Genomic DNA, 12,321 nt, shown 5'->3' on the forward strand with positions numbered 1-12,321 from the left:
TATCGATTAAAGTTCTACGTGAGCATGACGAGCAGCATGACACATAATAGTAACTGCAACAGGAAGACCTGCGATATGAGTTGGGCCCCATTCGATGTTTACACCAATGCAAGTTGTAGTACCGCCCAATTGTGGTCCGATACCAGTTTTATTAACCATTTCCAAAATTTCTTCTTCCAATTTTGCATAGTCTGCATCTTTGTGAGGTGCGTTAATGTCGCGAAGCAAAGCTTTTTTGGACAATACAGCAGCTTGGTCCATAGTACCACCGATACCTACGCCAAGTACGATTGGAGGGCATGGGTTAGGACCAGCTTTTTTAACGATTTCAAGAACCGCATTTTTAACGCCTGCAACGCCGTCAGCTGGAACAAGCATAGCTACGCCAGATTTGTTTTCGGAACCAAAACCTTTAAGTTCTACTTGGATATCTACTTTATCGCCAGGAACGATGTCTGTGTAGATGATAGCAGGTGTATTGTCTTGTGTATTTTTACGGTTGAACAATGGTTCACCTACAACGGATTTACGAAGGTAACCTTCGATGTAACCAGCTGCAACACCAGCATTGATAGCTTCAGTAAGATCGCCACCAACGAAATGTACATCTTGACCTACTTTTAGGAATACCATTGTCATACCAGTATCTTGGCAGTATGGACGATCTTCTTTATCAGCAATTTCTGCATTTTCGATAAGTTGATCAAGAACAATACGACCTACTGGAGACTCTTCTGTTTCGCGGCCTTTTTTCAAGCCTTCATAAATGTCTTTTGGCAAGTGGTAAGCTGCATCCATACATAATTGACGGATTGTTTTTGTGATTTCAGATACATTAATCTCGCGCAAGATAATCCCTCCTCAGGAAAATAATTGGATATTAACTCTAATACCATGAGATACATTTTTCTCAAAGCGTTAAGCTAAGATTAACTCTATGTCTCCATACTAGCACACTACTGAAAGGCTTTCAACGCTTTACCTATACACTTTTCACAATGAAATTTATCGATTTGATATTAATTATCAATGATTAATTATACTGTTTTTATTCACTTTTCTGAGACACTCTTAGTAGGTTCACACTCTATAAAAGTAGATAAATACTGTAATAAATCTCACAATATCAAAACGCATATGCTTCGCTACCGTTACTTATCAGATAAATTAGTACAATTTATTCTTTTTTGCAATAAGAACATTTCTCATTTTCACGAAGTAAGTTTTCAATTATGATATTGCATAACGATGTAATTCAATATAGTTAAATTGCTAATTAACTGAAGAGCAACTTTTAAAAATCCCCCTACAATCCGCATAATAAAAGGATTTATAACACTCTATCGAATGCATTGGTTTTTATAACTATATTATCAGATTTTTTTGATAACTCATCAGCAATCATTATCTATGTGTTTTTATCATAACCTATGCATAGGAATTTTATTTTTTTCTAAAAAAAAGACTTGCTATTATATATATATTCGTTTATAATTACGAATATATTATTCCTCGATAGCTCAGTCGGTAGAGCAATCGGCTGTTAACCGATCGGTCGTAGGTTCGAGTCCTACTCGAGGAGCCAACTTTATATGGCCCGTTGGTCAAGCGGTTAAGACACCGCCCTTTCACGGCGGTATCCCGGGTTCGATTCCCGGACGGGTCACCACATGGACGATTAGCTCAGCTGGGAGAGCGCCTGCCTTACAAGCAGGATGTCGGCAGTTCGATCCTGTCATCGTCCACCAATGTAGAAGCAAGCTGTAGCTTGCTTCTTTTTTGTTTTATTCTATAATTTGTTTTATTCTATAATATATTACTAATCTCATATATATGAAAGAGTTTATTATGACACATACATTACAACGCATCATTACACATACTATGTTAGCTATAACATTTACTTTCACCACAGCTAGCGCAGCTAACATCGATATACAACCCTTAGGCAATTATTCTATCCCAATAGCACCTGCAAAAGCAACAATGTCACAAAACACAATCGAGTCTAATCAATTAAAGCAATCACAAGTAGAAATAAGCCCTATTCAAATTACATCTACCAAAGATAGTGCAACTGCCATTGAAAGCAGCCAAGAACTAACAGATCACAACACTTCGTCAAGCTACGATGGTCATTTAAAAAATTTCCCATTGCGCACGGTAACACTCGTAATCCCAACAGCATTAAAACATCAAAGCACTGCAGCATTTGGTAAATATTTATCCGATTCTATTGCTAATGTGTTAAAATACCCATACTACAATACTACAATTCTGAACACCCATGTACCTTTGCCACAGCTAACGTCCGTTGATTTGGCACAAATTGCAACTGAACAACAGTCAGATATAGTCATCATGCCAATCCCATTACAAGACGTATACGTACAACGTCCAATGCATTTCATTAATCAAATGTACTTTGATGACATCGATGATATGTATATCCAAGCTAACGTAAGTGCATTAATTTACTACTATGACACTAGCGAAAGAGTAGTCCATACCATACGTAGCAGATTCAGCCAAACTGATGATGTCCTCACAATGCCAACACATGAATCCATTTGGAACAAAGTATCTAAAACACTGCTCGATAAATTACCATACAAACGTATTCCTACCGATCATGATCGCTATCAATCACCTACTATCAATACAAAAAGATCAGAGGCAACAGATTTCCAAGTAGAACAACCTAAAAATACACGCTATTCTTTACAAGGAGTAAGCGTGTTATAGACCCTCCATTACGAGTAATGGTAATGAGAACAAAAATCCACCTCAACAGGTGGATTTTTTGTTCTTATATCACTCTATCATAGTACGACTAAATCAAGTCTACACAAAGAGCCCCTATCATGATTATATTTGTTTTGTTACTTTTAACCTCAATAGCGAGCGAGCCAATGCATGCTCTGCTCTTTCTATATCGATATCTGGTGTGCGTTTTGACAACCGTTCTTCTGCACGTTGCTTAGCTCGGCTAGCTCTATCTATATCAATATCTGATGATAGTTCACAGTTTGGGGTTACAATGCTCACCTGATTATGCTCGATTTCAACGAACCCACCAAATATAGCAAATGTATGCGATGTACTATCTGGCGAGTCCACACGTAATGGAGCCATATCTAAGGCAATAATCATGGGAGCATGATTTGGCAATATGCCAAATTCCCCATCTACAGCTCTACCTACGAAAAAATTGGCAAATCCATTATATACTACAGCATCAGGTGTGATAATTGTAAGGGTCATAGGTTCCGCCATGGATTATTCCCCCTTCTCTTGCATATCCTTCGCTTTAGCAATAGCTTCATCAATATTACCAACCATGTAAAACGCACCTTCTGGCAAATCATCATGCTTGCCATCGAGAATTTCTTTAAAGCCCCTTAATGTTTCCTGTAACGGTACATATTTACCAGGAGAACCAGTGAATACTTCGGCTACAAAGAATGGTTGACTCAAGAAACGTTGAATTTTACGAGCTCGAGATACAGTCAATTTGTCTTCATCTGATAATTCTTCCATGCCGAGGATGGCGATAATATCCTGTAAGTCACGATATTTCTGCAATACTTCTTGTACGCCACGAGCTACTTCATAATGTTCATCGCCCAAAATGTGCGGATCTAGAATACGACTAGTGGAATCTAGTGGATCCACCGCAGGATAAATACCTAATTCCGCAATGGAGCGAGATAATACGGTGGTCGCATCCAAATGAGCAAATGTAGCTGCTGGCGCAGGGTCAGTCAAATCATCGGCAGGTACATATACAGCTTGTACAGATGTAATAGAGCCTTCCTTAGTAGATGTAATACGTTCTTGTAATGCACCAACGTCATTTGCCAAAGTCGGTTGATAACCTACGGCAGATGGCATACGGCCCAGCAATGCAGATACTTCAGAACCAGCTTGGATAAAACGGAAAATATTATCAATAAACAAGAGCACGTCTTGTTTTTTCACATCCCGAAAATATTCTGCCATCGTAAGCCCTGTAAGACCTACACGCATACGAGCCCCTGGTGGTTCATTCATCTGACCATATACAAGCGCCGTTTTGCTAATAACGCCAGACTCCTTCATCTCATTCCACAAATCATTACCTTCACGGGTACGCTCTCCTACACCAGAAAATACGGAATACCCACCGTGTTCTGTAGCAATATTGTGGATTAACTCCATAATCAATACGGTTTTACCTACACCAGCACCACCGAAAAGACCGATTTTCCCACCTTTTACATATGGCGCAATAAGGTCTACAACCTTGATACCTGTTTCAAGAATTTGTGTATCTGGCGAAAGATCATCAAATTTAGGAGCAGGGCGGTGAATTGGCCACTTTTCATCAGCCACCACTGGCGCTGGATCATGGTCAACAGTTTCACCAAGAACGTTAAAAATGCGTCCTAATACACCTTCTCCAACAGGAACAGAAATAGGTGCCCCTGTATCTTCCGCTTCCATACCGCGCGTCATACCATCAGTAGAGCTCATTGCAACACAGCGAACCGTATCATCCCCCAAATGTTGCATAACTTCTACTACTATTTTTTGTCTATCATGTGCTTTATGGTCATGGTAGATGTGAATGGCGTTATAAATTGCTGGCAAATAACCAGATTCAAAACGCACGTCTACAACTGGACCGATGACCTGCACTACTTTCCCAATATTATTACTCATTAAGAGGTCTCTCCTTATCTATTGCAAGGCATTAGCGCCACCAACAATTTCAGAAATTTCATTAGTAATACTAGATTGACGTAATTTATTATATTCAAGACCTAATGAACTAATTAATTCCCCTGCATTATCCGTAGCCGATGTCATAGCCGTCATACGAGCACCGAGTTCACTAGCTGCAGATTGTAACAACCCATTATACAGAGTAATTTCTAAATATTTAGGTAATAGCGCATCGAGCACAGATTCAGGATTAGGCATGAATTCATATTCTTCATCTTTTACCTCATCATCTGGCTGTTCCAATGGTAAAATACGCTCTGCCTGTGCAATTTGCGTCATAGAATTTAAAAAATGCGTATAAATCATTATAACTTCGTCAACTTCATGACGTTCGTATAGTGAAAGGGCTTCACCCATGATGATTCTAGCATGTTCGTACGCCGGTTTATCAGAAAAACCGCTATAGGAATACTCAATTTTATAATGACGATTTTTCAAAGCATCTTTAGGTTTACGACCTGTTGTAATGATACGATATTGGTCAGGTCTTTTATCTCCTATTTGCTCTATCGCTTTTTTTAGAACATTAGAAGAAAATGCACCAGCTAACCCCTTATCAGCACCAATAACAATATAACAAGTTCTCTTTACTGGCCGCACCTCAAGAAGCGGGCTCAAATAATCGTGCAAATCACTACTCGAAATACGACGCAAGATTTGCCCTATTTTTTCTGCATAAGGCCGAGTGGCTTCCGCCTTACCTTGAGCCCTACGCAAACGAGCAGAGGCTACCATTTTCATCGCTTTTGTAATTTGTTGCGTATTGGTAACACTTTTTATACGTTTTCGCAAATCTTGTGCACTAGCCATACATTACGCCTCCTTATGGGACACTAATGTATGTGTAGTACCAAAAGCTTCTACACATTCTGGAATGGCTTGTTTTAACAAGCTTTCTGTTTCTTCATCAAGTTTTTGGGATTTTTCAATATTATTAATAATCTCTGGATAATTAGCGCGAATAAATCGTACTAATTCAGCCTCGAACGGCAATACATCGGATACCTCGATATCTGCTAAATAACCTTTTGTACCTGCGTATAAATTAATAACCATTTCCGCAACACTCATCGGCTCATACTGACCTTGTTTCAACATTTCTGTTAATCGTTCACCTCGATCTAATTGAGCTCGAGTTGCCGCATCAAGATCAGAGCCAAATTGTGCAAAGGCCGCTAGTTCACGATATTGAGCAAGGTCAAGACGCAATTGGCCGGCTACTTGCTTCATCGCTTTTGTTTGCGCACTACCGCCTACACGAGATACGGACAAACCAACATCAACAGCTGGACGAATACCAGAATAGAACATATCAGTGCCCAAGAAAATTTGCCCATCTGTAATAGAAATTACATTGGTTGGAATATACGCAGATACGTCTCCCGCCTGAGTTTCGATAATTGGCAATGCCGTAATAGATCCACCACCTAATTCAGGTGATAATTTAGCAGCCCGTTCTAATAGACGGCTGTGTAAATAAAATACGTCCCCTGGATACGCTTCACGTCCTGGTGGGCGGCGCAATAATAGAGACATCGCACGATACGCAGCAGCTTGTTTAGTCAAATCGTCATATACACAAAGTACATGTTTTCCTTGGTACATGAAATATTCACCCATCGCTACCCCTGCATATGGTGCAATATATTGTAATGGTGCCCCTGTGGAAGCACTAGCAGATACAACAATGGTGTAATCCATAGCGCCTGCTTCTTCTAATTTTTGTACTACCCGAGCTACAGTAGATTCTTTTTGTCCAATAGCTACGTAAATACAAATTACATCTTTACCTTTTTGATTCAAAATCGTATCAAGGGCTATAGCAGTTTTACCAGTACCACGGTCACCAATAATAAGCTCCCGTTGACCTCGACCGATTGGTACCATCGAGTCGATAGCTTTCAAACCAGTTTGTAATGGTTCATGTACAGATTGGCGATCTGCAATACCCGGTGCAGGATGTTCAATAGGTCTGCGATCTGTTGTTTGAATAACACCTTTTCCATCTAAAGGCTGCCCTAAAGGATTTACAACGCGACCGATAAGGGCATTTCCTGCTGGAACATCCATAATTTTACCAGTACGACGAACTTCATCGCCTTCCTTAATTAGGAAGTCATCGCCTAGTAAAACAGCACCTACATTATCTAATTCCAAGTTTAAAGCCAAGCCATATACGCCGTGAGGCAATTCTAATAATTCACCGGCCATGGCTCTTTCAAGACCATAAATATGGGCAATGCCATCCCCTACGTCAAGAACGGTGCCAACGTCATCAACATTGAGGTCAACATCATAGTCCTGAATCTGCTGTTTAATTATAGCAGTAATTTCTTCAGGCTTCATTTTCATATATACCCAATCACCCCTATCTAATAGAGTCAGTTTTCAATAAAGATTTTTCCAATTCTTCTAGGCGTCGAGCGACGGAACCGTCAATACGTTTATCTCCAATTTGAATGATAAGTCCCCCCATAATGGATGGATTTTGACGCACTGACAAAATTACATCTTTACCTGTAATAGCACGTAATTTAGCTTCTACTTCTCCTCGCATCGCATCCGTTAACGGTTCTGCAACAGTCACCGTAGCCTCGATAATCCCCCGAGCTTCTCTCGATTTTTTTATGAAAGAACGAATAGCTGCATCGATAAATCGATATCGGCCACGTTTAATCATAACGTAGAGAAAATGAAGCACCACTTTTTGAATAGCACTACTAAAAATTTTGCCTACTAAAGCAATTTTAGCATCCATTGTAACTACTGGATTGTTGAGGAAACTGCGCAATTCTGGTTGGTCTTCTAAAACAGATGCTACATATAGCAAATCTGTTTCTATATCCACTAAACTACCTTGTTCACTGGCTAGTTCTAACATAGCTGAACTGTATTTATCTGCTACAATTTCTGTGCTCATCGTATCACAACCCTATCGTTTTACTATCAAGTTGACGAATAGCGTCTTCAATTAATTTTGTATTAGTTTCGCTGTCCATATCTTTAGCCACGACTTTAGATGCCATAGCCATAGATAAAGACACTACATCATTGCGCAAGCTTAACATTGCTCGATTACGTTCATTCTCAATATCCTCACGAGCTCTGATTTTTTCAGATTCAATATGAGCACGAGCAGCTGCCAATTCCTCAGTCGATGTTACTTGAGCTTGATGATGTGCTTTTTCAACGATTTCTTGCGCTTCTTGGCGTGCTAATGTCATTTGCTGAGCATATTCAACTTTTAATTGCTCCGCCTCCAAACGTGCTTGTTCTGCATTTGCTAAATCATTAGCAATACGAGTTTTACGTTCATTCATCGTATCAACTAATGGTTGATACGCAAAGCGCTTCAAAATCCAAACTAATATAAAAAAGTTTAGCATTTGAGCCAGAATTGTCCCTAGCGTTAAATCAACCAAGGTTATTCCTCCTAGCTATTATCTAAATAACAAAATGAACGCCATTACTACACCGATGATAGGCATTGCTTCAATCAAACCGACAGAGATAAATAAAGTTGTTAAGAGTTGACCTCTTAATTCAGGTTGACGAGTAATACCTTCTACAACTTTACTAGCTACAGCAGAGTTCCCTAAGCCAGCTGCGATTGCACCACACCCCATAATAATCGCTACAGCAATAGCGTATAAACCTTGAACTTCCATAATTAATCCTCCTCAATCAATGTTCTTCAGTAAGTGCCATACTCAAATATGATGTAGTAAGCACTGTAAAAATAAAGGCTTGAATAATGCCAATGAATAAACTAAACAAAATCCACACCCAAGGAAGGGGTACAAACCACGGTAATTTGTAGAGCAGTTCCAATAAAATTTCACCGGCTATAATATTACCGAATAAACGGAATGATAAGGTTAAAGGTTTTGCTAATTCTTCAAAAATATTTAAAATAAACATCGCTTTGTATGGTTGTACAAAGTGCTTGAAATAGCTAAGGCCTTTCACCTTAATACCGATAATCCAAACAGAAATGCTACTACATAAAGCGAGGGCTACAGTTGTATTAATATCGGCAGTCGGCGACGTAACCGATTTCAATACAGGCATCAAACCCAATTCATTACCTACAAAAATAAACAAGAAAAAAGTAAACAATAATGAGCTCACCATGGGCCAATGTTTTCCCACTGTAGGAGAAAATTGATTTTCTAAAGCTTGCAAGAGAGCCTCTACCATATTTTGAATGCCTGAAGGCACCAAAGATCGGCTTCGAGTGGCCAACACCATTATGATGATGACTATCGCCATCGTAATCCATGTTGCAATGAGGGTATCGATATTGAATGTTAACCCCATCCATTGAACGGCCTGATGGTGACCTGCATGCAATTCCACAATCTCCACTCCTTCCTATAAAAAAATAAATGTATATCTATGTACAATCATACATCGTTTACTATCGATTATCAATACTTATATGGTATTGATTTCGCATAACGAATGATTGTTTTGCATTTTTAGCATAATTAAAATTTAATTCATAGGTTCAAAACTCTCCCTATTTGTGCAGATTGTACAAATCTATCAATTATTTTTATTATTGTCAGATAGCTTTGCAATATTTACATCACCATTATCTTTAGCACTCATAACGCTATTTCCAAGCAACCAATACATACAGAACATAATAAGCTGCATTAATGCAATGGCTACTCCCATAGTAATAACATCTACACTTGGTATTTTAATACCGATAACAGCCATAGAAGCTACTAGAATAAGACGTTGTATTACATTAATAGCCGTCCGAGCGGTAACATTTTCTGCTGTAGCAGACATAAGTTTACTCGACTGCACAGCCAGCAATAATGTGTAGGCAATCATAATTATGACGCCCCATAACCACCCCCATATATGAGATTCATAACCAATGCTATATAGAATAACACTTCCCATTGTGGCCATAAAAAAACAGGCCCATAGCAAGTGGCGAATGAATTGTATATATTCTTTCATAAATACCTCACTATTTGACCTGTTTATACATCATATACATGCCTGTTATGGCGCCAATCAGCCCCAATATAATCATGCACAACGGAGCTGATGCAAACCATATATCTAATTCATAACCGATCCAAACAAAACCAGCTATGCAAGAAAGAAGGGTTAGCCCTGCTGACGTAGCCATCGCTAGGGCTTTCACCATATCCTTATCCATATTATTTACCAAAACGGCTAGGTCGAACAACATCGCCTAAAAATTCGTGACGCAACGCCTGCACAATCCGTTCCGATGCTCTACCATCACCATAAGGATTTACAGAATTAGACATTTTTTGATATGCCACTGTATCTGCTAACAATTCATGAGCGGCCTTGTACACTACCTCTTTATCGGTGCCAACAAGGCGAACAGTGCCAGCCTCAACAGCCTCAGGACGTTCTGTAGTATCACGCAATACGAGAACTGGTTTACCAAGAGCCGGCGCTTCTTCTTGGATGCCACCAGAATCGGTTAAGATTAAATAGGATTTAGCCATCAAATTCGCAAATGGTTCATAATCGAGTGGATCGATGAGCGTCACTCTGTCTACGCCCCCTAATTCCGCCTCTACTACTTGGCGCACCTTAGGATTTTTATGTACAGGAAATACCACTTGAATATCATCAAAATCAGATAACAATTGACGAATCGCTTGGTATACATGCCGCATTGGTTCTCCTAGATTTTCACGGCGATGAGTCGTAACTAGAACAGTCCGCTTATCACTAGCAAGAGTGTTAATAGCGTCATCATCAAATACATAATCATCTTGTACTGTCGTATCCAGTGCATCAATAACTGTATTGCCAGTGACATATAAATGATCAGATGTTATGTTTTCACGCAATAGATTTGCTTCAGAACTAGCAGTAGGTGCAAAATGATATGTCGCAATAGAACCTGTCAATTTACGATTCATTTCCTCTGGAAATGGAGAATATATATCCCCTGTACGTAGACCTGCCTCTACATGCCCTACAGGAATTTCTTGGTAAAAAGAGGCCAACGCACCTGCAAAAGTTGTGGTCGTATCACCATGAACAAGGACTACATCAGGTTTCGCTTCTTCTAATACGGATTTTAATCCCATAAGTGCACGATTAGTTACATCATATAATGTTTGACCTTGACTCATAATATTCAAATCATAGTCAGGGGTAATATGAAATAAGTTAAGCACTTGATCAAGCATGTCACGATGTTGTGCCGTTACGGTTACTATCGGTTCCATATCAGGTGCCGATTCTAAAGCTTTCACAAGAGGAGCCATTTTAATCGCTTCTGGTCGTGTACCAAAGATTGTCATTACTTTTAACATATATTCATCCTCCAAGGAGTCTAATAAAAAAGGGGCGCTCAGCGCCCCTACTGTGATTGCTCAGATTACTTCGAATCATCGTGATTCTCAAAAGCTTTTGTTAATTCATCGCGATCAAAGGATATAGTTTCATCCAAATCGCTCCGTTCAATTGTAGGGCCATATAACGGATGTCCTGCAGCATCACTATGAGTGATAACACCTAAGCGACGAGCCACATAAATACTGCACAAGAATATAACCAATACAAGTATAACACCAACCCAAGCATTGACTTCTGCTACGATAACGGATACACCACCAAACAAAGCAGTGATGGCATACATCATGAGAACTGCTTGTTTTTGCGATAACCCTTGGGCCAATAGACGATGATGGACATGTCCTTTATCTGGTTTAAAAATAGGACGTCCACTAATTTTACGTCGCACGATGGCGAATAACGTGTCCAAAATCGGCAATCCCAATACAATAGCAGGCACCACTAGAGCAATGGTAGCCGCTGTTTTCACAGCGCCCATAACAGAAATAGCCGCCAATGTATAACCTAATAGCATGGATCCAGTATCACCCATAAAAATTTTAGCAGGATTAAAATTATACCGCAAGAATCCTACGGTAGCACCAGCTAATGCCAAGGCGATACAAGCTAAATCGATTTGCCCCAATTGCAATGTCATGGCACAAACAGCGATACACGCAATAAAAGAAATTCCCGCTGCTAAACCATCAAGACCATCGATAAGGTTTACGATATTAGTAAAACCTACAATCCAAAATATAGTTAATGGAATTGCCCAATATTTTAAATAGACAACACCACCCCACGGAAGATTGATGAAATCAACACGAATATCATAAGCGACTAAAATAGCAGCAGCAATGATTTGTCCCATCAATTTCGTTTTCGGTTCAATTTGTTTAATATCATCCCAAATCCCTACAAGGACGAGAATGACTGTACCGAGAACAAAACCGAATAATTTATGGTCGTGAGGAATACTGTTATTAAACAGCACCGACCCCATATAACCAAGAAAAATAGCTAATCCACCTAATCGTGGAATCGCCCCTTGATGCACTTTACGAGCATCCGGTTTATCAATAGCCCCTACGGCAACCGCAAAGCGTTTTACCAAGGGCGTAAGTGCATACGTTATGATTAGAGCCAGCACAAAAGCCCACACATAATCAGGCATATACTCACTCATAAGTACACCTCCAA

14 protein-coding genes and 3 tRNA genes are annotated in these 12,321 nt (G+C 39.6%); 4 read left to right on the forward strand and 13 right to left on the reverse strand.

What is annotated here, in order from left to right; genetic code table 11:
* Window positions 1–6: 6 nt before the first annotated feature.
* A complete protein-coding gene (locus EO120_RS04125) occupies window positions 7–849 on the reverse strand; it encodes a fumarate hydratase (protein WP_127134220.1) in 843 nt (280 codons plus the stop codon).
* A gap of 660 nt (window positions 850–1,509) precedes the next feature.
* Between EO120_RS04125 and EO120_RS04130 the strand changes: the two genes are divergently transcribed.
* The 4 genes from EO120_RS04130 (at window position 1,510) to EO120_RS04145 (ending at window position 2,745) form a co-directional block, all read left to right on the forward strand.
* Window positions 1,510–1,585, forward strand: a tRNA-Asn gene (locus EO120_RS04130).
* Between the two features lie 9 nt (window positions 1,586–1,594).
* Window positions 1,595–1,669 (forward strand) — tRNA-Glu (locus tag EO120_RS04135).
* 3 nt (window positions 1,670–1,672) lie between these two features.
* Window positions 1,673–1,748: transfer RNA gene (locus tag EO120_RS04140), tRNA-Val, on the forward strand.
* A gap of 100 nt (window positions 1,749–1,848) precedes the next feature.
* The gene (locus EO120_RS04145; RefSeq protein ID WP_127134221.1) at window positions 1,849–2,745 is read left to right on the forward strand and encodes a hypothetical protein; all 897 of its coding nucleotides are present in this window, start codon (window positions 1,849–1,851) and stop codon (window positions 2,743–2,745) included.
* 123 nt (window positions 2,746–2,868) lie between these two features.
* Here the strand turns inward: EO120_RS04145 and atpC are convergent, their stop codons facing one another.
* The 12 genes from atpC to EO120_RS04205 all read right to left on the reverse strand — a co-directional run bounded on the left by atpC (window position 2,869) and on the right by EO120_RS04205 (window position 12,307).
* Window positions 2,869–3,276 carry an ATP synthase F1 subunit epsilon gene (gene atpC / locus EO120_RS04150; protein WP_127134222.1) on the reverse strand — a complete coding sequence of 136 codons (408 nt, stop codon included), beginning with the start codon at window positions 3,274–3,276 and terminating at the stop codon, window positions 2,869–2,871.
* A gap of 3 nt (window positions 3,277–3,279) precedes the next feature.
* On the reverse strand, window positions 3,280–4,704 hold the full coding sequence (atpD, locus tag EO120_RS04155; protein WP_127134223.1) for a F0F1 ATP synthase subunit beta: 1,425 nt from the start codon (window positions 4,702–4,704) through the stop codon (window positions 3,280–3,282).
* An 18-nt stretch (window positions 4,705–4,722) separates the two neighbouring features.
* Window positions 4,723–5,577: an ATP synthase F1 subunit gamma gene (atpG, locus tag EO120_RS04160; RefSeq protein ID WP_127134224.1), complete on the reverse strand. Its 855-nt coding sequence runs from the start codon at window positions 5,575–5,577 to the stop codon at window positions 4,723–4,725.
* Window positions 5,578–5,580: 3 nt separating this feature from the next.
* Window positions 5,581–7,119 (reverse strand): F0F1 ATP synthase subunit alpha, encoded by a 1,539-nt coding sequence (atpA, locus tag EO120_RS04165; RefSeq protein WP_127134225.1) that lies wholly within the window; start codon window positions 7,117–7,119, stop codon window positions 5,581–5,583.
* 16 nt (window positions 7,120–7,135) lie between these two features.
* Window positions 7,136–7,687, reverse strand: a complete 552-nt coding sequence (gene atpH / locus EO120_RS04170; protein ID WP_127134226.1) for an ATP synthase F1 subunit delta — start codon at window positions 7,685–7,687, stop codon at window positions 7,136–7,138.
* 4 nt (window positions 7,688–7,691) lie between these two features.
* Window positions 7,692–8,189, reverse strand: a complete 498-nt coding sequence (gene atpF / locus EO120_RS04175; RefSeq protein WP_127134227.1) for a F0F1 ATP synthase subunit B — start codon at window positions 8,187–8,189, stop codon at window positions 7,692–7,694.
* Window positions 8,190–8,207: 18 nt separating this feature from the next.
* Window positions 8,208–8,435 (reverse strand): F0F1 ATP synthase subunit C, encoded by a 228-nt coding sequence (atpE, locus tag EO120_RS04180; protein ID WP_127134228.1) that lies wholly within the window; start codon window positions 8,433–8,435, stop codon window positions 8,208–8,210.
* A 16-nt stretch (window positions 8,436–8,451) separates the two neighbouring features.
* Entirely contained in the window at window positions 8,452–9,126 is a 675-nt protein-coding gene (gene atpB, locus EO120_RS04185) for a F0F1 ATP synthase subunit A (RefSeq protein ID WP_127134229.1), read from the reverse strand.
* A 189-nt stretch (window positions 9,127–9,315) separates the two neighbouring features.
* Window positions 9,316–9,747: a Tat pathway signal protein gene (locus EO120_RS04190; protein WP_127134230.1), complete on the reverse strand. Its 432-nt coding sequence runs from the start codon at window positions 9,745–9,747 to the stop codon at window positions 9,316–9,318.
* Window positions 9,748–9,757: 10 nt separating this feature from the next.
* Window positions 9,758–9,952 (reverse strand): AtpZ/AtpI family protein, encoded by a 195-nt coding sequence (locus tag EO120_RS04195; protein WP_127134231.1) that lies wholly within the window; start codon window positions 9,950–9,952, stop codon window positions 9,758–9,760.
* Between the two features lies 1 nt (window position 9,953).
* A complete protein-coding gene (gene wecB / locus EO120_RS04200) occupies window positions 9,954–11,096 on the reverse strand; it encodes a non-hydrolyzing UDP-N-acetylglucosamine 2-epimerase (RefSeq protein ID WP_127134232.1) in 1,143 nt (380 codons plus the stop codon).
* A gap of 65 nt (window positions 11,097–11,161) precedes the next feature.
* Window positions 11,162–12,307, reverse strand: coding sequence for a glycosyltransferase family 4 protein (locus EO120_RS04205; RefSeq protein WP_127134233.1), 1,146 nt, complete (start codon window positions 12,305–12,307; stop codon window positions 11,162–11,164).
* Window positions 12,308–12,321: the final 14 nt, after the last annotated feature.

Origin of the sequence: Veillonella caviae (assembly GCF_003992125.1) — a bacterium.
Classification (GTDB): domain Bacteria; phylum Bacillota; class Negativicutes; order Veillonellales; family Veillonellaceae; genus Veillonella; species Veillonella caviae.